Consider the following 20,974-nt stretch of genomic DNA (forward strand, 5'->3'; position numbering starts at 1 on the left):
TTAATGAGTCCAAACGTAATTCTTTTTAGAAGCCAACTGACAATAAAGATGAATCTGCGAAAGAGTGAAATCATAAACGTTTTCTTTTTTTTCCACCCAGTTTCTATACCAGTTAACTGTAAAGTCCACCGTTTCGGAAAAGTCCAGAACCGATTTCCATTTCAAATGAAATAACACCTTGTCACAGGAAAGTTTTAGAAGTTTGGCTTCTTTACCTCCACCTTCATAGCCTTCTGGAACTTCCCATCGAACCCCGGGCCATCTTTTCATCATTGCATTTAATAATTCAGAAACCGTCTGATCAATACTTGCATCTGGGCCGAAGTTAAATGCCTCTCCGACCAACCCATCTTGACCGACATATAATTTTTCACCCAACAATAAATAACCACTCAAAGGCTCCAATACGTGTTGCCAAGGACGAGTTGCCAAAGGACTTCGAATGAAGACGGACTCATTTTTCGACCAAGCACGAATACAATCCGGAACGATCCTATCGGCAGCCCAATCGCCCCCTCCAATAACGTTACCTGCTCTTGTGATAGCAATTTTCGTTTTCGTATCCTTCAAAAAAGAATAATAATATGATTGTGCTATTAGATCCGCACAACTTTTAGAGCTGCTATAAGGATCATGACCGCCTAAAACATCCGTCTCACGATAACCCCAACACCACTCGTTGTTTCTATATGCCTTGTCACTGGTTATCAGAACCACAACTTCCACAAACGATTTAGTACGGATGATATCCAATAAATTCACCATACCCATAACATTGGTTTCAAATGTTCCGACTGGGTCCTGATAAGACTTTCTTACCAATGCCTGTGCAGCCATGTGAAAAATAATCTCGGGTTTGAACTCGTCTATAACATTGGAAAACTTACTTCGATCGCGAACATCCCCTCGGTAATCCTTGATCTTTTTATCTAAACTAAGCAATTCAAAATGATTCGGCAAAGTAGGGACATCAAGTGAAAATCCGGCCACTTCTGCGCCCAAAGAATGCAGCCAAATGACTAGCCAAGATCCTTTAAATCCTGTATGTCCAGTTACGAGTATTTTCTTATTTTTATATATATTCTCAAACATTTTTGCCCAATTTCCAAGGAGCCTTATTCTGTAACCACAACTCTTCTAAAGTCTGCTTATCTCTCAGAGTATCCATACATTGCCAATAACCGGGATGACGAAACGACATCAGCTGGCCTAACTTTGCAAGCTTTTCTAAAGGAGCTCTTTCCAACATCATAGATTCATCTTCAATATAATTGAGTATCTCAGGTTCAAAAACGAAAAACCCTCCATTGATCCATCCTTCTTCCGCCTGTGGTTTTTCTTGAAATCGAATGACTTGATCTCCGGAAATCGATAACTCCCCAAATCGGACTGGCGGTCTGACAGCCGTTACAGTCGCGAGCTTTCCATGGGACTTATGAAAACTTACAAGCTTTTGAATATCCACGTCCGATACTCCATCTCCGTATGTTACCATAAAGGTTTCCTTCAAATGATTTTTCAATCGTAACAACCGTCCCCCGGTCATTGTTAAAGCCCCGGTATCGATCAATTGAACTTTCCAGTCTTCCGCCGTCGGATTAGAATAATCCACAATTCCGGATTTTAAACTTATGGTAAGATCACTCATCCTCGCATGATAATTCAAAAAATAATCTTTGATCGCTTCTCCTTTATAACCAAGTGCGAGCACAAAATCCCCAAACCCATAGTGTTCGTAAATTTTCATGATATGCCAAAGAATCGGTTTCCCAGCAATTTCAACCATCGGTTTCGGTTTTACCGTAGTCTCCTCACTTAAACGAGTTCCCAAGCCACCGCAAAGTATTACTGTTTTCATTATAATCAGCCAACCTTGTAATCATAAGTTTAATGAATGTATATCATCTTGGAATATAATATCCGAAAGAACGAAAACCCAAAAATCACTGTAGGTGTAATTTTTTATAGATATATAAGCTTTTGATAATTCATTAGAGCTTAATACACAAAGATTTTACTCGGAGAAAACTGATCTTCAAATTTTTAACATCTATAAATGAAATTTCAAATAATATTCCAAACAATAAATTTCTCTATATGCAATCTCACTAAAAAGACATGCTCATAAATGAGATGAATGTATACTTCGGGCACTAAAGTCTTTTCAATCAACAATCATAATCTACTTCGATTAAAAAACAAAAATATACTTCAAAAACTAACCGGCCACCAAGGAACGCAGTCTATAGAAACTTCACGCCTTTTATTATAAACTCGCAGATCATTGTAATCGACTCATTTTAGGATTTCGGGAGAAACTTTCAATATTCAAAATCGAATTAAATAAATTTATAAAGTTTAGCTTTGATTTAAGTATTCTTGCTCAGGAACCTCATTTAAAAGAGGCTCTCCCTTAAAAAATCGAATGATCTCCTCAGCCGCCCCCTTTTCCATAAGTAATCGACAATCATAAGAGCAAGAACCCATATGCTGAGTTAACAATACATTTTCAAGTTTGCATAAATTACCTTTATAAGGTTCTTCCTCAAAAACATCAATCGCGGCACCTGCAATTCTTTGATTCTTCAGCGCATCATATAAAGCAGCTTCATTTACGATTCCGCCTCTTGCCGTGTTAATTAGAAAAGCATCTTTTTTAAATTTCGATAATTCTGCAGAAGATATTAGATTTTTTGTTAACTTGGTCAATGGCACATGAATAGAAATCACATCAGAAGCAGTATAAATTTGCTCTTTATCAACAAAAGCAAAAGAAACTTTAGATTCTTCCAATATATTTTTTACTTCATTCGACTTATCCATCAAATCATTAATTAGAATTTTTTTTGGAGCAAACGCCGAAAGAATCTTTAACACACTTAGACCAACTCTTCCTAAGCCAATCAGACCAATTACACTTTCACCCAATCTTTTACCGGTAAATCTAGACCATTCCCCCTTTCTTAATTCTCGATCCGCGTTTGAAATATATCGGGTAACAGAAAGCATAAGACCAACCGTTAATTCAACGACAGCTTTAGTCACAGCATCCGGCGTATATGATACCCTAATTTCTCGTTCTCTACATAAGGATAAAGGCACAGAATCCAAGCCGATTCCTACTCTTGAAATAAATTTTAATTTTTGATTTGATTGAATTAAGGGAATAAGATCCTCAGTTCCCGCAATAATACCATTCACATCTTTTGCAATTTCCGCCACTTCAGCAGACTTCAACTTTCTCTTAAACGGATTAGTTATGATTTCCCATCCGGTAGCGTTTAATAAATTTAAAGGCTCTGGGTCATAAATTCCAAAAGGATAGGTAGATATAAAAATTTTATTATTCATTTAAAATCACCTATCCCATAAACTCAGTAGAAAAATATTCCGAAATCAAACTTAGATTCCCAGGGTTCAATTCTATCTCATAAACTTCTAATTTACCGACTCCCCTACTCAGGATACAGGTTAAATTTGCATTTACATTTTTCTTATCTTTTTGTAAAAGTTGACAATAAGCATCAATTTGAAAATCAGAGAATTGGAAATTAGGAAAATTTAATTTCAGAAATGTTTTCATCAATAGATAATTTTCTTTCGAAAGTATTCCCAATCTATAAGATAAAAAATTGGCAAGATCCATACCAATACTCACGGCCTGGCCATGATTAATTTGGTAATTGGTTAAGGCCTCTATCGCATGACCGAATGTATGACCATAATTAAATTTACGTCTTTCACCGCGATCAAACTCATCAATTTCAATAACTTCTTTTTTGATGGAAAGACTTTCATAAATAAATGGAAGAAGCAAACTTCGATTGGAAAAAATTTGATCTCTTTTCAAATGAAAATCCTGAATCAAATGGGAGGCACTATACAGGTAATAATGATATATTTCACCTATACCAGACTTAATATCATCTGCCGTAAGTGAATTTAAAAATATTAAATCAATATAAATCTTATCTGGCGGATAAAAAGTTCCGATTAAATTTTTTACATTTTGAAAATTAATAGAAGATTTTCCACCAATACAACTGTCGGCTTGTGCCAACAAGGTGGTTGGTATAAAAATCCATGAAATTCCTCGAAATAAAATAGAAGCCGTAAAACAAACTATATCCTGAGTTATCCCACCACCAATCGCAATTATTTTACTACTTCTTTTTACTCCATTGGCAACTAAACTTTGAATCAGCTGTTGCGAAGATTCGATATTTTTATTTTGTTCCTCGGCATCTATTAGAAATACTTGTTTATCAATTAAAGTCGAATCGATATATCCTTTAAAATAGATTGTGTAAATTTTACTATCTATAGCTAAAAATTTTCCCTCATTGATCAAATCCTTGAATAATTTATAAATATCATCAATAAACAAAACTTCATAATTTTTGTAAGAGGAATTGATGCGAATTATTTTAGACATTCAAAAAACCTCCATCCACTATTATATTTTGCCCCGTTATATACGTATTGTAGTCACTACTCAAAAACAAAACTACTTTTGCAATTTCTTCCGGTTTAGCCAACCTGCGCATTGGGATCTGCTCTTCTAAATGTTTTATCTCTAATTCGCTTAGATTTCTTTTTGTTAAGTCTGTAATAACAAAACCAGGTGAAACTGTATTTATTAGTATATTATACTTTGCCAATTCATTTGATGCAGACACAGTCAAGCCTCGAATCGCATATTTCGTCATCGTATAAATGCTTCGTTTTTCTCTACTCACGGAACCGAAGATCGAAGCAATATTCACAATCCTTCCATATTTATTCTCTTTCATTCTCTTCGATACTGCTCTGGTTATAAAAAACGGGGCTCTAACATTGACACTTTGCATATCGTCCCAATCTCTATCTAAAGTATTCTCCAAGAAGTTGATTCGATTGATGCCAGCATTATTCACACAAACTTCGATTTTTTCTATGCTCTCTATATATTTTATAAAATCGTTTAGAGATTCTTTACTCTGAAAATCTACCGACTGATAATTTAAATTTGGATGCTTTAAATTTTCCGATAACTCTGAAGAAGTACCCGTAACAATAACATTCCCACCCAATTCGAGAAAATCGCTGGCAATTTGTTTTCCAATTCCCCTCGTTCCTCCCGTAACTATAATCGTTTTATTTTTAAATAAAATTTGCATTTATCTGTAAAAGAAATCGAGACTAATCTTAATCAGGATTAGGAATTGAATAAGCATTCCTCCAATTTGAATCTGCGTAATAAATGCGATGTACTAATCTCATGGTTTGGTAAGCATCTTGGCAGGATCCGCTTTTAATTTTTTTATCGTTCAAAACTGCATCTGCAAAATAAGCAATTTCCTCGTCCCAAGAAGGATCTTTATTATAACGAGTAGTTTGCTCCATTGGGTCTCCGTTGTCTTTATCTGGATCTGCCGTAACGACCGTCATCGTTTCAGCCCCATAACTTTTTGATCCAGATAAAATCCCTCCGAGTATAATACTTCCTCGCTCCAAATTTATATCCAGATGAAAACGATGTCGCCATTGTGTTGCAGATGAATGCAACATTCCAACAATCCCATTGGAGGTTTTCATGAGTGCATACGCATTGTCTTCTACATCGTAACCCCAGAAATTGTTTGATACAAAACTATGAACTTCCACAAAATCTCCCGCAAACAATCTCATCAAATCTACAATATGAATACCTTGGTCAAGTAGCACTCCGCCACCAGCGATTTCCCTTTTTGTCCTCCAATCGGGTTGATTGAACGTAATGAGTTTCGACTTACCGTAAACTCCGCGTAAATTGATGATCCTTCCTAATTTTCCGGAATGAATAATTTGCAAGGATTCCTTAACAGACTCGTGATACCTATGGTTGAAACCGTACATGAGTTTGAGATTTGAATTCTTTTCTATAACACACGCCACTCTCTCTATATCACTCATATCTTTTCCCGGCGGCTTTTCACAAAATACATTCAAACCTCGATTCAAACCTGCAATAGTAACATTAGCAGCAACATCATTTGTTAAGCAGACAAAAAGTACATCTAGTTCTTCTTTAAGTAAGCGAACGTAATCGGAATAGTAACGAATCTGATCGGGAAATTCTCCTTCATCTTTAAAGTTCTTATCACATACTGCAACGACCCTCATAAACGGATGGCGATCGATACAATCCCTTCTTCTTTTTCCAACTACACCGTAACCAGCAATTCCTACTTTTAATTCTCGCATATAATTTTCTGTGTTTAAATTAATACATTTGAAAGTATTTATCATGTTTCATATGATTTTCGACTAAAGTAATATCGGAAGGACTATCCACTGAATAAGACTTAACGTAAGGATAAGGTGCAATATATTGAGTGAAGTTCATATCCAGAATTCGATTACTATCACAGGCCTCTAACTTTTCAAGTCTGGTCTCAGGATGTTTTGTAAACTCTTGTAAATATTTCCAGCGAAACGCAAAAATTCCATAAATTCTACGAGCCCCCAATTCAGGAGAAAATTTACCCTTACAATAAGGTAGTGCCATCCTAGAAGTGTATAACACTTCTCCTTTCTCATTGTGAATAATTTTTACGGTATCTGGATTTTTCCAGATTTCTTCTTCCACTATATGCATTGCAAGCACGGTCGCTGGAATAAGTTTATTCATTTTTAAAGGAGCAATAACGACCTCCAGCATATCAGGTGAAAGCATCGGCTCATCACCTTGTACACAAACTACAATATCATCATCAACTAATTTTTGTGTGAACAGAGTTCCTGCTTCCGCTACACGATCTAATGCTCTTATATGGTGGGAGCCAGTCATAAAAACTGGAAAATTTTTACTCTTTGCAAAGTTTGAAATTTCCTCATCACAAGTTGCAATTGCTAATTCATCCCAGCCCTGATATAACTCTGCTCTACGAAATACATGTTCCACCATTGGTCTTCCCAAAATGGGAAACATAGGCTTTCCAGGAAAGCGGGACGCGGCCATTCGTGCAGGTATAATTCCAATTATTCTCATTCTTAAATCCTAATATTTCTAAAAATTATTTTTGTATAAAATCCAGTACATTCCTACCACTAAAGTTCCTACTTTTACTCAAAATACAATTTATTCCATATTCTTAGCATAAGTAATGTTTTATACATAAAGATTATTCATACAAACCTCCACAAGCCCATCCTACAAATAAGAAAACAGTTTCTATAAAGAGAAAATCTTCAATTCAATAAAACCATTAAAAACTTGTCCCAAAGCCTTAAAAGAAATCAGTTACAATCACTCAGCAAGTTCGTAATAAAATATAAAAATTCTCACAAATTACGTCTCTTTGGTAGGTTAAAGGATTTCGAACAGATTTTATAATTGTTAAATTTTCGTTGGAGTCCCCACAATACTGAGATTCCGGAATCGACTCTTAATAATAATTAATCGATAAACTCATTATTATTAATTCAGAATACTAAATTTGTAAAACGCTTCAACGAAAAATGATCAAGCTTAGTAAAATTTTCCTTTTTAATTTTTTCGCCTATCGATTTAAAACGATCATAATCATAATTTTTAACAAAACGAAATATAGCTTCTAAAGTTTCTTTTTCATCATAACATAAATCCCAAATCTCTTTCGTAATATTCTCAGAAAATGGCAAATGAGTCACACCACCATTCGAAGCTATGACCAAAACAGGAATACCAAAGGCCAAGCTTTCTAGACAAGTACTAGAAACAGAACTTATCAACAATTGCTTCCCCACCAAACAATCCTTAATATTATCGTTTAAAATAGGAAACCTAAAAACTTTATTCCTTCTTAATAATTTCTCAACCGAATCCAAAGAATAAGTAGGATGAAACTTCAAATAAAAAGAAATATTATAGTTCTCGAATATCCTAATATTACTTATGGTTTTAAGAATCTTCAAAGCTTGATTAAGCTCCATTGGCAGCGTTACCAAAATTTTAAATTCCCCAGAATCTCTAAAAATTTTTAAATCCTCCTTATATCCATCCTTCTGAAATAAATATGCATACCTAAAAGCAGGCATAGTATCGAGTTTCAATTCCTTGCAAGATTCAGAATAATCAAATATCAAGTTTTTACCAACAACAAATAAGTATCCGGGAGTTAACTTACGATCAAACTCTGCTTTCGTAGGGTATAAATGGAATTGAGTTTTAAAAGAAAGACTACCAAGACATCCGAAATACTCCACATTTTCGTAAAATTGTCTTAACCCCAAAGAGTAACCTCTATCAGTTTGCTGGTTTTCAAACCAATCAATAAACTTATTTACCGTAATACTTTTTTGCTTAAGCCTAAAGATAAATCTATAGTTTAAAATTGAATCAAATATAATTTTCGCAACAGAAGTTCTAATCAATTCATAACGAAAAGCCTTAGTGATATCAATATCTTCAAATATAACCCTTTTATTATGTAAGTATTTAAACATAAAAAAGGGCCTTATAGTGGCCAGGCATAAGTCAGATAATTTCAAAAATTGGTATCTATGTATAAATCGAATATTCGAATTTTTAAGTTGAAGAAGCTTAACCCTATACTTCTTCAATAAAATCGTGAATAAGTAAAATACCTTTGATTTTTCTCGAATTAATTCCTGAAGGCCTGGATAATATATGTCATTAAATCTGCCCCCGGAAAAAGATGATTCAATAAGAAATGAATCAAACAAGATAATCTCATTAGGAATATCATAATTGCAAATATAAAACCTCACCAATATAAATTCCTTAATCATCCGATATATGTTCAGGAAATAAGCAACTGGAATTAGAATTAATTCCTGGATTCTCTTTTTAATTGAAAACGAAATCCGAATTTTTTTTAACTCTGGGTCAGCCTTAAGCATTTTTTCGATTGTTAAATTTTTGACTTTGACTGAGTAAATTCGTTTTTCTTGGGAAATTTTTTTTAAAAGTTTAAGATAGCAAATAGATTCGTAAATACGACTTAAATAAACATCTCGAGTTGCAACCCCAGAAAGCAGATAATTTAAATCATTCGAATACTCTAAAATTCGAGAATCATAAAATCGATTATAATCGCTTATGCCATCCTTCCAAATCTGATTCAAAATTTTAGAGTGTTCATTTGATAGATTATTTAAATTAATTTCCATTTTACAATTTTTAACTTGTTCATAAATCCTAAAATTATAGGAAATCGAATAACAAAAATATCAATAGGTACTTTAGCAAAATCATATTCAATCTTTAACAAATTCCACCTATAAATTTATTTTTTAAATATAATTTTATCAAAAATAAAGAAATTAAATACGCGGAAATAATCAAATATCAAGTTTTAGTTTCTAAATTTTCATTTATACACAACTGAATAACATCAAAACTTAAAAGCCCTCTAATTTAATCTCGTGTTTCATGTGTAATAAAAAGCAGACACCAATAATTAGCAAAACTAAAATCAAAAGAAAATTATAATCTATAATCAACTTTCCTTTTTTTAAATTTGATTTTATTAAATATTCGATACTTTACGCTGGTAATTTAACCGAGTAATGAGCTGATATAAGATTATAGTCTTTTGTCCAAAACCCTCGTAAAAGATCTCCATAAAGTTTTTCATCAATGCTTTCTTGTAAAGGTGCAAGTAATTTATTAGGAACCGCAACGCCATACTCTCTAAACAAGGTGTGTCCATATCCAAACCATTTGTCTGTAGATGTATTTTTTTAAAACCATTTCGTTCATGAAGAGATTTATAAGCTTCCGTAGAATATAGAACTATATGTTGCTCTCCCATAAGAATTCTCTTCGGGTCCAACCCTGTTTTCCTTGATATATCAATTAGTAAAGATTGAGCATGAGGAACCTCAGAAACAAATAGACCACCCGGAACGAGTAAGCCAACAACTCGCTTCAAAAACACATCCGAGTCTAACACATGTTCGACAACTCCCCAAGCCATAACTACGTCAAATTTTTCCGTTGTCTTATAATTATCTAGATTACCATGAAAAACATTTTTATGCCTTCTCGACTGTAACTAAGATATGGCCACTTGATTCATTTCGATTGCATGGGTTTCCCAACTTTCCTCTTTAAAAACATCGACCACTTCACCGATACCAGCGCCTATATCGAGAATTTTCCCTTTTAAATTAGCAGATAAATGATTTATGATTTGCGAATACTTTTTATAACCTATCAGTTGTTTCCTTTTTTCAAAAATAGGCAACATCGAACGGGTATACATTTCGCTGTAATATTCGTCACTGTAAAGTTCTTCGATACAAATATCAGATAATCTGGGCTCACATATAATGTTTTACAATTGCCGCATGCGTTATGGTAAAAACCATTCAGATTAAAAAAATGATCGACTTCTTTTGAACTATAGAATGGACAAGTAACGCCTAAAGTATATTTTGGATTTAAAGCATGAGAACTAATAAAATACCTTCTCAACAGTTCGCCCCATTTATTTTCAAACCTTCAAAATCTGGTTTAATTTCAGCCGCTCTTAAAATCCCTTTCATAAGTCTTCTATACAGTTAATCTTTCAAAAAATTAGAATATTTTAATATACGAAAGCAGGAGTGCGATACAAATTAGAAAGTTTTTCGTTCGTAGTTCCTAAACGAATACTTTCGCCAGATTCGTCCACTTTAACCCAACTTTCTTTTTCATCCGCCACGTAAAATGCATTCAATAATTGTATAGTCGATTTTGCATCCTCATAACTTATAGAAAAATCTTCATTTTTTCGATAAAAGTTAACAATTTCTTGATACAGTTTTCCATGACCTTTTCCATAAACATTTCCTGAAAAATCTTCAGAATTCAAGGAACATGTAGAAGGATCAGGTGTATAAATTTGTAGTTCGTTTACTGCAATACCCCCGATTTGTGCTAAGCCATTTTCACAAACAATAGATAAACTAGCTTCAAAATCGATAGGCCTCGCAGCCGTCGTTACTTCAACGGAACCTAAGGTACCATTGTTAAAAAGCACAGAAGCCACAGCTACATCTTCCACTTCAATACTTGAGCCCATCGTTTTCATCTTGGAACATACTTCATTTACTTCTCCGCCAAAATAACGCATCAAATCTATATGATGAATTCCCTGATTTGTCAAACAGCCACCGTCCATAGAAAAAGTCCCTCGCCAAGCAGCAAGGTCATAGTAATTCTGAGGTCGGCACCAACGAACGCGTACGGAGACAATTCTAATTTTCCCCAATTCTCGGGACAATAATCCTTTTTTAACCCTTTGAACAGCCAAATTGTGGCGATTTTGAAAAACTGGAAAAATACTCAAACCTTTTCGTTTCACTACTTCAAAAACTTTGTCAAAATGAGAAGGTTTCATAAAAGTTGGTTTTTCAACTACTAAATTAACATTATACTTCTCTAATATTTCTAACGCATGTTCATAATGCATTCCCGAGGGTGTAATTAATGCTACTGTATTTACTTCAGGATTTTCCATTAGCATTTTATGATAATTTGTATATGCCTTTGTCTTATATTGATCCCTATAAACATTAGCCTTTCCCTCATCCAAATCACAAACAGCGATTAATTCAGCCCCCTCAGTTTCAAGAATGGATTTACAATGATGACCAGATATCCGACCGCATCCAATAATCGCAACGTTAGCTTTTTTTTGACTTGAATCATTAGCCTTATTCATCTTTCATCCCTTTACAAATTAATTCTATAATTGATTTAAAATTTTCAATTGTAGTGATCGAAAAACGACTGTAACCTCGCAAACAATCTTCTACAAAGTTTTCTCGATAAAGAACACGGTCTTTTAGTGTCTTATGAATTTTTTCAGCATATTCTCCAAATGCTACATGCTGAAAATTACCATTTGTATTGAGCACTTTAAATCCGAGAGATTTCATAGCATCACGAAAGTAACTCTTACCTTCGTTTAGTCTTTTTACGGAGGTGTACATCTCTCCCGAGTAGTCCATCATTCTTTCCATAAAAGCTACACTAATTGTGCTTACTTCATACATTGGCCTAAGTTTATGATAAAACTTGATTATTTCTGGATGTCCAACTGCATAACCAATTCTAAGCCCAGCCAGCCCCCATGCTTTTGCGAAAGTTCTCGCGACGATTAGATTTTTAAATTCTTTAGTAAATTCAACACAAGTATCTTCATGAAAAGGATGATATGCTTCATCTACAAGAATAACTATATTCAGCTTTTTGCAAAACTCGATTAGTTCTCGCAATGTTTTAAGTGAAAGCACTGTTCCAGTAGGACTATCTGGGTTAGGAATAGAAAATAACTTTGGTTTTATACGCTCAATATGTTCTAAAATTTTTTCAAAAGTTAAAACAGGACCCTCCTCTCCCTTTTCATAGAAAAGAGGATAAGCCTTAGCTCCAAACATCTTAGAATAAATAGAATACATGGCAAATGTAGGAGAGGTATGAATAAAACTATCTCCTTCATTCATAAAAGCTTCAAAAGTTAATCGAATCGCACCGTCACTCCCCGGAGTTAAAATAAGAGACTGAGGAGAAGTATTCGTCCACTTTGCCAACTTCCGATATAACTCTCCACATTCAGGATATGTGGACAATGTAAGAGGATTTAATTCTGAAAGTATTGAAGAGGTGATTTTTGCTAGTTGCGGATCTAAATTTTCATTTTTATCAAGCCAAAGTTTATAATTTGGACGCGGAGTTAATAACTGCCAATCCGGTCTTTCTAAACTTGGATCCAATAATGGTTTTCTTAAGTTGAAATTTATATTCATCAGTAATTTATAATATTATCTTTAGATTCAAGAAGTCATTGTACGTAGAATTTCGTCTGGAAGTAAAAATTCACGTTTGAAATGCGTATCTTCTTTTTTAGGTTTCTGAACCGCGAAAACTCCAAAACATAATTGGTCGTAAGGAGTTTTAGCCGTTTGGCTGGGTTTACCGTAATAACCATATGCAAAAATATTACCTGCGCCTAACTTTTCAAAATAAATCAGTAATTGTTTTGAATTTAAAACCACGTACGGGGCGACTTCACCTTCAGAAATACCCGCATAATTGATATACTGATATGATTTTTTGATATCATTCACAGTTGCAGAATTTGTAATTCGAAAACTTGCAATAAAAACTCCGTTTTCTTTTACCATTGACCAAGCTTTCTGCAAAAGTGATTCAAAATTCAACTGCCAATCGATACAACCTAGAGAAAAAACTATATCAAAACTATTCACTTGAACAGAAGGATGATCCAATAAGAGAAAATCTTCTTCCAAGATTAAAGCATCCGGGTAAATTTCTTCAGCAATTAAAGCAGCTTGAGAATTGATTTCGATTCCAATATAATTGTGATGACCAAAATGCTCCCGAAGCGCCAACCCCAATCCAGCACAACCACAACCAATATCCAATATTTTAGGATTTCCTCCTGGCCAAACTTTTTCTATAACCTCTTTTTCGGATTTATAGAATTGCCCCCACTTCACACGGTTCTCTCGAAAGTATCTGCCAATATCTTCATTATTGTATTTAATGCTTTGTTTCACTTAATACATACCTAAATTATTATTTTAATTTTGCTAATATTATTGCTGGGGAACCATCCGCCCTATCAAACAATAATGGGCATACAATTAATCGATCTATCGATGCTCCACTAATACCAGATAATTTCATATCTTCTATGAGTAAAATTGGATCACTTTCCACATTTAAACCATCTTGGTTTTTACAAAGAAAGGCGCGATGAGATTGTTTTCCCATATTTCTGTGAACCCTACTACTCATAGAAATATAATCGAAACCAAAAAACTTCAATCTTCGATTTTTTCTTAACCATAAACCTACATTAGGTTCTATTGCAGGATTTTGAAAACAATAATATTCTAAATTAGATTCTCTATATTTTTCAAATCCGGTTTTTAATATCAAGGCTTCCGTATTTTCGGGAACTTTTTTTAAAGAAGGAAGGAGTTTATCTAAATCAAACACCTCACCTGGATTCGCCAAGTATTCTATCACGTGCGATCTTTCACATACCCAAAAATTTGCAGGATACTCATCTAAAGTCATTCCCTCGTCATTAAAATGAAATGGCGCATCAATGTGAGTTCCTATGTGATTTGAGAAAAAAAGTTGAGATTCGTTTGAGGTATCACCGTTAATTATAGATCGAGTTCTATTAATTTCAAATTTACCTGTATTTGCATAAGAAGGTGTGTTTAAATTCAAAAGATGGTTTAGATAAATGTAATTCATTTTACAAAAGCGCTATTCGATTATTTCAAACTTTCATCAAATTGAATTTTTATTAAGAACCAAATTTTCAAGAAATAATTTCCATTCACTCTTCCATTCAGAAGAAGTTCGCCCATGATTCCATAAAAATTCCTGTCTAACTACCTGAATTTTCTTATCAAACCACCAATTTTCTATTCCAATTTCTAAAATTTCATCTAGCTTACGTGCTGCTAAAAGCGGATTATCAAAGAGAATACCAACATCTCTTAAAAGATTTAGACATTTATTAAAATTGGAACATTCTTTAAAATGTTTCGAATTCCAAAACAAAAGGGTTGGCGCATTCATCACTAAAGATTGTATATAGGTAGTACTCATATGATCAATGATACAAAGTGCGGAAATTTTCATTTTCTTCACAATATCAAAGTTATCAGAACTAAGCAGCTCAATTCCGTCAGGAAGATTATCTTGTAAATAATCACGATTAGACCAACTCATATTAGTTGTTTTAACTTTATATTTATAAGAATTATTTTTTTTAATGTACCTACAAAAGTCTATTAAATTATTAGTATAATCTAATACCATTTCAGGAAGCATAATACTTTGTAAACGTATCGAATATACAAAATAAGTATGCGTAATGATCAATATTTCATCATTTTTCCGACAATGAGTCCCTAGTTTAGAAAGGCTCGGTGAAGACAATGGATAAATACTGCCTTGATAACCAGAATGGTCATACTTCCATCCCCAAGAAATGAATCCGTTAGGAATAGAATATTCTATTTTTCCTAGAGGAAAATTATATATCTGGCCATATCCTCCACCGTGTTGTACTGAATACCAAGTACCGCCATTTTCAAGAGTATCAGCTAGAAGAAATCGATTTGAATTGTATACGTCCATACCTAACCAGATTTTATATGGATTTTTCTTTACAATTTTTAAAACTTTAAACTCTTCTGGAATATATCTAAAAAAATTCTCACTTAAAGTTTCTTCAAATTCTGATTGAACTTCAAAATTCAATACCCTCGTTGAAAATGACTTTATATCGGCATAAATTGTTTCTATCAAGATAGAACTTTCCGATTGTAAGGACGAAGTATTTTTAACTATTGGTAATAACTCCATTTTCTGTTTTTCAGACAAGCCGTATATCAAACCCATTCGAATAGAACTTATCTTGTTATATCTATATTTTAATAATTTAAAATATAAATTCTTTATTACATTTTTAGTTTTTTGTTTATTTTTTTTCCAAAAAGAATCGATGGCTTGCTTTTTCTCGAATGTATTTTTGACATCAAAAGTCAGAACTTCATTTCCAAAATTATTCTTTCTAATAAAATCGGATAACAAATTCAGATTATAATAATGAGAATCCGTCGATAAATCAAAAAAATCATTCTCATTCGAAATAAAAATTTCACTAGGATTTAAGATTTTTATTTGGAATTTAGCATAAGATTGTTTTTTAAGCTCATAGAGCCTTAAATATCGATCATAGTATATATGTATGAAACTATGTATGTATCTTATTAAAATGATTGACCAATAGTTTTCACTTTTATTAATTTTAAATACCTCATTCATAGTTCTACAAATTGAAGGAAGTATTTTATCATAGAGTGAATCTGTATATTTAGAGGCTATCTCAACATCATTCCAACTTTTATAGGGAGAATCTAGAAATTTATATTTTCTGTGTTCTTCAAATTTAATATTTGGATTATTTAAAAAACAGAAATTTGCAAGATAAACTGCATTTTCTCGACAATTTTCATCTGGAAAAAAAGGTTCATACCCCGTCAATACTAAATCTACCATTTTATATTAAGCAAATTAAAGGACGATGTAACTTACATTAGAATCAAAACTATTTCTATGTAAGAAATAATTTTTAACTCCAATGCTATCAAATAACGCAATCGCCTCACCGGGTGCCTTTGCGTCATTAATTTCATCAAATACAATAACCCCACCCTTAGGCATTCTCGATTTAAAACTTTCAAGTGCTATCTTTGTAGGAGTATAGATGTCAAAGTCAATATGCAACAAGGCTACTATCAAATGTTTATTTACATTTACATAATTTGGGATCGTAATTGTAGCATCACCAGCAATAAGCTCCATTTTTGGAATCATTGATAAGGTTCTATTTTCGTTATGGATTCTACAAGAATTTAGTATTTCTTCATGCGATTGTTTTCCTGCAAAGTCCTTCCAATTTTCCGTTTCAAAATAATCGCCTGATCGATCCTCTTCAGCAACGTTTTGAAATCCCTCAAAGGTATCAAATCCAATGATCCTCCGATTATGATTATATGGCTCAAATATTGTGCTGAAATGCAGCCAACTAAAAAATCCTGCGCCAAGATTCACCCCACACTCTACAATGGAACCATGCACATTTAATATTTTCTTAAAAATTTCATACCTATTCAGAAACTTCGCGACATCTCTTCTATTAACAAATCTGGGGAAATTGGAAAGCTTATCTTCTGTCGTTAATTTAGAACTATTATATAAGTCTGCAAGCTTAGATTGAAAAGGTAATTCGTCTAAATTACTCATTACTTTTTTTTCCTGTAAATTTTAACAATTTTTCTCTTTTAAGTTTTTCTTCCGGCCAATTTATTTTTGGCTTTTGTGAAAGAAACTTTCTAATTTTTGGAAGTATTTCTTCATTCAATCGTTTTAATGTAAACGGAGTAAATTCTTCATACTTAGTATTTCCAGAGAACAATGCATTTCCGGTGAGATTGTCATATCTGATTAAAACAGTCCACCGTGCGTTTATTTGATCTTCGAATTTAGGAGAAGAATGAAATACTAACCTATTTAACGCAATCAAGTCCCCATCAACAACCGAAGCTTTTGATATTTCAGGATATTTTTCTCGGTATTTTAGAGGCACGCAGACATTATATAAACCCCATTCTTCTTCTACTTGCTCCTCATGTTTAACTGGGCCTTCTCTATGAGAATTTTTCCAATAGCTTACGGCATTAGTTTCTTCAACTGGATGCAATGGTAACCAATATGTAACACTATTTTCGGAATCTAAAGAATTAATATCTTGATGACAGTCCTGAAAGAAAGATTTTTCCCAAGGTAAATACATTTGAATTTTTAATTCCCTAACGCTAGGTTTATCAATATTTATCCCTAAAGCAAAGTCACGTAGTATATCTAAACTAGCTAATTCATAGAAAGCTGGAATTCTCTGAATATACTGATATAATAAATTTCTCTTTTCCGGATTTTTACTAAGAATATCCCAAATCAAATCTGAAGTAATTTTATGAAACTCATTAGGATTATCTACATAGTCTATTCTCTCTCCTTTAATTTCCTCAATTACGTCTATAATACTATATCTAATTTTTGAAAGAATTGCTTTCGGAATTACTGATTTTATAATTACCAGTCCATCTTCCAAATATGTATATTTTCTATCTTCAAAATTCATAGATTTACCTCAATAGGAAAATAAGATAATTTTCTCTCGCGTAATAACCTGAAGAAACATTTTCTTACGATATGAGCGTCATATAAGGCATCGTGTTTTCTAAATGAAGCCTTATCCCCAACAAAATCCACCCTGTCAATATTATCAGGATCATAACCCGACATATAGAAAATTGTATCCAAATCAAAGTGCTTTCGATGATTTAAAAATTCGGGTAAATATCTCTCATAACTAAAATATTTTGATTCAGGATATAAAGTATGCCAGAGCTGAAATACAAGCAATAAATCGAGAGATTTGCCTGCGGAAATTAGACAAATTGGTTTTCCCTGAGAATACTCGGTAAAAAATTCATTTAAAATAGCTGATGCTTCAGAAGTAGAGATAGCTTTTCGCTCATCAATATGAACCAATACATTATCTTTTACCCAACTTGTAAGTTGATCTCTGTCATAGTCATTGAAAATTAAGTACAACTCTTTTCCTTCCAAAGTGACAAAACCAGCTGAAATCAAAGTCGTTCTAATATGGGAGCTTGTAAATTCACAATCTATAAATACAATTTTCATCTTTATTCCTTTTAGAACTTTTCGGAATAACCTGATGTTTTCCTCATAGAAAAATGCGCTTATAATAGACCCTTAGCCAATCGAGCCATCCAAATCATATCGTAAAATTGATTATCGAAACAGCGAGCTTTGCGCCATGTTCCTTCTATTTCGAAACCTGCAGCCAAAAAAGCTTTTACAGAGGCTGGATTTTCAGAAAAAGCTGCTGCTTGTAATCTTACTAAATTTAAACCATTTGGATTTAAAGCCCAATCCCCTACTTTTTCTAAACATTTTCTAGATATTCCTCTATTCCATATCTTTCTCTCTCCTAATAAAATTCCCACTGTCGCATGAAGATGAAATTTAGAAATAGAAGTTAAAGTTATATTGCCAACATGATTTCCTTGGAAGCGAATAGCTAGTAATAAATCTGTCTCAGATGATTCCATTTTTTGCCAATACTCATTTAAATCTTTTTGATTATATATATGCATTCGAGGACCTTCTAGCCACTTGATAATATTAAAATCCACTAACCAAGAAAGCCACGGCCCATCAAGATCTTTGAGTTGAACACAATCTAACCAAAGATCAGTATCCACATCCAATCGAAATGAAGAAGGAACTCTTTGACGAAATACCATATTAAGAGAACGTTAATATTCTACCTAGTTAACCGCAAAAGGCCATCGAACTTTCAGCATAACCTTAAAAACAACTTATTTATGATTTAAACTTCTTTTCTATTTTTTTAAAATTAAGAAATGATTCAAGATCAATCCGTCTAAACCCGAATTCATCAAAACATCTATTGCTTCCTGTGGAGAATTAACTATTGGAAACCCATGGAGATTAAAAGAGGTATTTAAAAGAGCGCCTCTTCCTGTTAAATGTTGAAATGCTTTTAGGAGAGAATATAATTCCGGATTATCTTGTTCCTTAAGTATTTGTGCCCTAGCAGTTCTATCAGCTGGGTGACATGCAGCGCTCATTGCATCATAACCTTCCTCCGTAGTATCAAAACTAAGAGTCATATGAGGCGATTCTAAACCTTTCGAATTAATAAGATATCGTTTAGCAAAAGTATCCATAATTACTGGCGCAAACGGCATCCAAAAATCCCTACTTTTAATCGCTGAGTTAATTTTTTCTTTTATTTTTAAATGAATTGGATCAGCTAGGATAGAGCGATTTCCTAAAGCCCGTTGACCAAATTCCATTTTCCCAACCGCTCTTGCTAAAATTTTTCCTTCAAAAAGTATTTTTGCAATATGTCGATTTTCCGGGTTTTCAATAATCTCGAACTTCATCTTATCAAGACCGCCTACTGCTCTCTCCTCTTCCTTTAAGGAAGCCGAAGGCCCTAGATATAAGCGTGTTAATGGCTCAACAGTATTTGAATTCCATTGCATAGACAATTCATTAGTCAAATCTTCCGCTAAACAAATACCAGAACTTATAGCCATCGATTCATCACTTGCAGACCCCCCAATAAAAAGACTTTTAACTACAGGTAAATCTGCAATCTTCCCCATCGCCTTAATATTCATCGCAACTCCGCCACTTACCACGATATCATGTATTTTATATTTATTAATTACATTCTTTACCCATTCAACTAGTAATTCTTCTGTCCATTTTTGTAAAGCAAATGCAATATTATCAAATCTAATACCTTCAAAACGCTCTTTGAACCAGAAATAGCTATCTTTAGGTCTTTCTTTCCACTTAAATTCTTCTCCGTCTACATATAATGTACTCCTCAAAATATCCAATGCCTTTTTGGCGTGAGTTTCCTTTCCGTAAGGAGCCAAACCCATTACTTTAAATTCATGTTCGTTTGGCTTCATACCTAGCATCAAAGTCATATAACGATAAATCCTACCGATAGCACATTGATCACTTTCATAAACTCGAGAATATTTACCTTTTTCGTCAAAAATTCCTATAGTTGCGTTTTTTCCGTCTCCCCAACCGTCAACGGTTAAGGCTAAAACCGGTTTATTACGATATTTCGATGCATAGTAAGAGTAAGCGGCATGGCACCTATGATGTTCTATTCTTCTTACTTTCGCTTTATCAATCGATAAAAACTCAGCAAGAATTTGCTCTCTATCAATATCATACTTGTTCTGTCTTTCTTCAAAAGAAAGACTCTCAAGATCCTTAAAATAATTACTAGCTGAACTTATTTGGGCTTTTTTCTTTTCAGGAAAAATTTCCAAAACAGATTTAAGAGTTTTTTCACCGTTCACCAAAAACGGCTTCCACCTTAAATGTTGCTCCTTCAAATAATCATCAATCGTCCATTGACTTTTAAATAACATAATGTCGTCTATAGGACCACTAAAACTGGCTATCGCTGCGCCATCTAATTCCGATGAACTGATCTTCGCAGCCTCCAAGCAATATTTAATCGACTGCGCCGGAAATGAATCGTCATTTTTAAATCGCGTAAATCTTTCTTCGTGAACCGAAGAGACAACTTTACCATCTATAAACAAAGATGCGCTAGAACAAATTCCCCAATAAATTGATAATATTTTCATTGACTCTGCTATATTCTTTTTAGCGGGAATTAATTAGAAAAAGATCCCACAATAACGAATTCTCCTTTAAATTTTTCATAACCTTAAAACTGCTCTAAAACCTATTAGAACTCGTCCGCTATCCATCCGTATAGAATCTTGCAGTTTGATTTTTCGAATAAGA

Annotated in this window: 19 protein-coding genes and 1 pseudogene; all 20 read right to left on the bottom strand. The window is 33.4% G+C overall.

What is annotated here, in order from left to right; all coding sequences use genetic code 11:
• On the bottom strand, positions 1 to 1,092 hold the full coding sequence (gene rfbG, locus CLV95_RS02115) for a CDP-glucose 4,6-dehydratase (protein ID WP_002733757.1): 1,092 nt from the start codon (positions 1,090 to 1,092) through the stop codon (positions 1 to 3).
• Complete coding sequence (rfbF, locus tag CLV95_RS02120; protein ID WP_107694855.1) at positions 1,085 to 1,858, bottom strand: glucose-1-phosphate cytidylyltransferase; 774 nt, start codon at positions 1,856 to 1,858, stop codon at positions 1,085 to 1,087. The genes rfbG and rfbF overlap by 8 nt, the downstream gene beginning before the upstream one ends.
• A 500-nt stretch (positions 1,859 to 2,358) precedes the next feature.
• Positions 2,359 to 3,351, bottom strand: a complete 993-nt coding sequence (locus CLV95_RS02125; protein WP_002733651.1) for a phosphoglycerate dehydrogenase — start codon at positions 3,349 to 3,351, stop codon at positions 2,359 to 2,361.
• 10 nt (positions 3,352 to 3,361) lie between these two features.
• Positions 3,362 to 4,435 (bottom strand): AroB-related putative sugar phosphate phospholyase (cyclizing), encoded by a 1,074-nt coding sequence (locus CLV95_RS02130; protein WP_002733685.1) that lies wholly within the window; start codon positions 4,433 to 4,435, stop codon positions 3,362 to 3,364.
• The gene (locus CLV95_RS02135; RefSeq protein WP_002733582.1) at positions 4,428 to 5,159 is read right to left on the bottom strand and encodes an SDR family NAD(P)-dependent oxidoreductase; all 732 of its coding nucleotides are present in this window, start codon (positions 5,157 to 5,159) and stop codon (positions 4,428 to 4,430) included. Before CLV95_RS02135 ends, CLV95_RS02130 begins: the two co-directional genes overlap by 8 nt.
• Before the next feature lie 28 nt (positions 5,160 to 5,187).
• A complete protein-coding gene (locus CLV95_RS02140) occupies positions 5,188 to 6,225 on the bottom strand; it encodes a Gfo/Idh/MocA family protein (RefSeq protein ID WP_002733544.1) in 1,038 nt (345 codons plus the stop codon).
• A 19-nt stretch (positions 6,226 to 6,244) separates the two neighbouring features.
• Positions 6,245 to 7,012: a 3-deoxy-manno-octulosonate cytidylyltransferase gene (locus CLV95_RS02145; protein ID WP_002733600.1), complete on the bottom strand. Its 768-nt coding sequence runs from the start codon at positions 7,010 to 7,012 to the stop codon at positions 6,245 to 6,247.
• Between the two features lie 434 nt (positions 7,013 to 7,446).
• Positions 7,447 to 9,135, bottom strand: coding sequence for a hypothetical protein (locus CLV95_RS02150; RefSeq protein ID WP_002733722.1), 1,689 nt, complete (start codon positions 9,133 to 9,135; stop codon positions 7,447 to 7,449).
• Positions 9,136 to 9,494: 359 nt separating this feature from the next.
• A pseudogene (locus CLV95_RS02155) lies at positions 9,495 to 9,980 on the bottom strand (class I SAM-dependent methyltransferase); the annotation flags it as partial.
• A 42-nt stretch (positions 9,981 to 10,022) separates the two neighbouring features.
• Complete coding sequence (locus tag CLV95_RS02160; RefSeq protein ID WP_002733603.1) at positions 10,023 to 10,232, bottom strand: class I SAM-dependent methyltransferase; 210 nt, start codon at positions 10,230 to 10,232, stop codon at positions 10,023 to 10,025.
• Between the two features lie 324 nt (positions 10,233 to 10,556).
• Positions 10,557 to 11,675: a Gfo/Idh/MocA family protein gene (locus tag CLV95_RS02165; RefSeq protein WP_002733692.1), complete on the bottom strand. Its 1,119-nt coding sequence runs from the start codon at positions 11,673 to 11,675 to the stop codon at positions 10,557 to 10,559.
• Positions 11,668 to 12,729: a pyridoxal phosphate-dependent aminotransferase gene (locus tag CLV95_RS02170; RefSeq protein WP_002733568.1), complete on the bottom strand. Its 1,062-nt coding sequence runs from the start codon at positions 12,727 to 12,729 to the stop codon at positions 11,668 to 11,670. Before CLV95_RS02170 ends, CLV95_RS02165 begins: the two co-directional genes overlap by 8 nt.
• Positions 12,730 to 12,789: 60 nt before the next feature.
• Positions 12,790 to 13,476, bottom strand: a complete 687-nt coding sequence (locus CLV95_RS02175) for a class I SAM-dependent methyltransferase (protein WP_002733704.1) — start codon at positions 13,474 to 13,476, stop codon at positions 12,790 to 12,792.
• A 79-nt stretch (positions 13,477 to 13,555) separates the two neighbouring features.
• On the bottom strand, positions 13,556 to 14,248 hold the full coding sequence (locus CLV95_RS02180) for a cyclase family protein (RefSeq protein WP_002733668.1): 693 nt from the start codon (positions 14,246 to 14,248) through the stop codon (positions 13,556 to 13,558).
• Positions 14,249 to 14,284: 36 nt separating this feature from the next.
• Entirely contained in the window at positions 14,285 to 16,066 is a 1,782-nt protein-coding gene (locus CLV95_RS02185; protein ID WP_002733728.1) for an LIC12162 family transferase, read from the bottom strand.
• 15 nt (positions 16,067 to 16,081) lie between these two features.
• Complete coding sequence (locus CLV95_RS02190) at positions 16,082 to 16,813, bottom strand: class I SAM-dependent methyltransferase (protein ID WP_002733532.1); 732 nt, start codon at positions 16,811 to 16,813, stop codon at positions 16,082 to 16,084.
• Positions 16,806 to 17,711 carry a hypothetical protein gene (locus CLV95_RS02195; RefSeq protein ID WP_002733677.1) on the bottom strand — a complete coding sequence of 302 codons (906 nt, stop codon included), beginning with the start codon at positions 17,709 to 17,711 and terminating at the stop codon, positions 16,806 to 16,808. The genes CLV95_RS02190 and CLV95_RS02195 overlap by 8 nt, the downstream gene beginning before the upstream one ends.
• A complete protein-coding gene (locus tag CLV95_RS02200) occupies positions 17,708 to 18,280 on the bottom strand; it encodes a hypothetical protein (RefSeq protein WP_002733540.1) in 573 nt (190 codons plus the stop codon). Before CLV95_RS02200 ends, CLV95_RS02195 begins: the two co-directional genes overlap by 4 nt.
• 59 nt (positions 18,281 to 18,339) lie before the next feature.
• A complete protein-coding gene (locus CLV95_RS02205) occupies positions 18,340 to 18,906 on the bottom strand; it encodes a GNAT family N-acetyltransferase (protein WP_002733634.1) in 567 nt (188 codons plus the stop codon).
• 99 nt (positions 18,907 to 19,005) lie between these two features.
• Positions 19,006 to 20,811 (bottom strand): carbamoyltransferase C-terminal domain-containing protein, encoded by a 1,806-nt coding sequence (locus tag CLV95_RS02210; protein ID WP_002733739.1) that lies wholly within the window; start codon positions 20,809 to 20,811, stop codon positions 19,006 to 19,008.
• Positions 20,812 to 20,974: the final 163 nt, after the last annotated feature.

It is taken from the genome of Leptospira borgpetersenii serovar Javanica (assembly GCF_003046425.1).
GTDB classification, from domain to species: domain Bacteria; phylum Spirochaetota; class Leptospiria; order Leptospirales; family Leptospiraceae; genus Leptospira; species Leptospira borgpetersenii.

Excerpts from the sequence above, each read along its gene's own strand:
- rfbG (WP_002733757.1), bottom strand. The coding sequence starts at position 1,092 with ATGTTTGAGAATATATATAAAAATAAGAAAATACTCGTAACTGGACAT.
- rfbF (WP_107694855.1), bottom strand. The coding sequence starts at position 1,858 with ATGAAAACAGTAATACTTTGCGGTGGCTTGGGAACTCGTTTAAGTGAG.
- CLV95_RS02125 (WP_002733651.1), bottom strand. The coding sequence starts at position 3,351 with ATGAATAATAAAATTTTTATATCTACCTATCCTTTTGGAATTTATGAC.
- CLV95_RS02130 (WP_002733685.1), bottom strand. The coding sequence starts at position 4,435 with ATGTCTAAAATAATTCGCATCAATTCCTCTTACAAAAATTATGAAGTT.
- CLV95_RS02135 (WP_002733582.1), bottom strand. The coding sequence starts at position 5,159 with ATGCAAATTTTATTTAAAAATAAAACGATTATAGTTACGGGAGGAACG.
- CLV95_RS02140 (WP_002733544.1), bottom strand. The coding sequence starts at position 6,225 with ATGCGAGAATTAAAAGTAGGAATTGCTGGTTACGGTGTAGTTGGAAAA.
- CLV95_RS02145 (WP_002733600.1), bottom strand. The coding sequence starts at position 7,012 with ATGAGAATAATTGGAATTATACCTGCACGAATGGCCGCGTCCCGCTTT.
- CLV95_RS02150 (WP_002733722.1), bottom strand. The coding sequence starts at position 9,135 with ATGGAAATTAATTTAAATAATCTATCAAATGAACACTCTAAAATTTTG.
- CLV95_RS02160 (WP_002733603.1), bottom strand. The coding sequence starts at position 10,232 with ATGTATACCCGTTCGATGTTGCCTATTTTTGAAAAAAGGAAACAACTG.
- CLV95_RS02165 (WP_002733692.1), bottom strand. The coding sequence starts at position 11,675 with ATGAATAAGGCTAATGATTCAAGTCAAAAAAAAGCTAACGTTGCGATT.
- CLV95_RS02180 (WP_002733668.1), bottom strand. The coding sequence starts at position 14,248 with ATGAATTACATTTATCTAAACCATCTTTTGAATTTAAACACACCTTCT.
- CLV95_RS02185 (WP_002733728.1), bottom strand. The coding sequence starts at position 16,066 with ATGGTAGATTTAGTATTGACGGGGTATGAACCTTTTTTTCCAGATGAA.
- CLV95_RS02190 (WP_002733532.1), bottom strand. The coding sequence starts at position 16,813 with ATGAGTAATTTAGACGAATTACCTTTTCAATCTAAGCTTGCAGACTTA.
- CLV95_RS02195 (WP_002733677.1), bottom strand. The coding sequence starts at position 17,711 with ATGAATTTTGAAGATAGAAAATATACATATTTGGAAGATGGACTGGTA.
- CLV95_RS02200 (WP_002733540.1), bottom strand. The coding sequence starts at position 18,280 with ATGAAAATTGTATTTATAGATTGTGAATTTACAAGCTCCCATATTAGA.
- CLV95_RS02205 (WP_002733634.1), bottom strand. The coding sequence starts at position 18,906 with ATGGTATTTCGTCAAAGAGTTCCTTCTTCATTTCGATTGGATGTGGAT.
- CLV95_RS02210 (WP_002733739.1), bottom strand. The coding sequence starts at position 20,811 with ATGAAAATATTATCAATTTATTGGGGAATTTGTTCTAGCGCATCTTTG.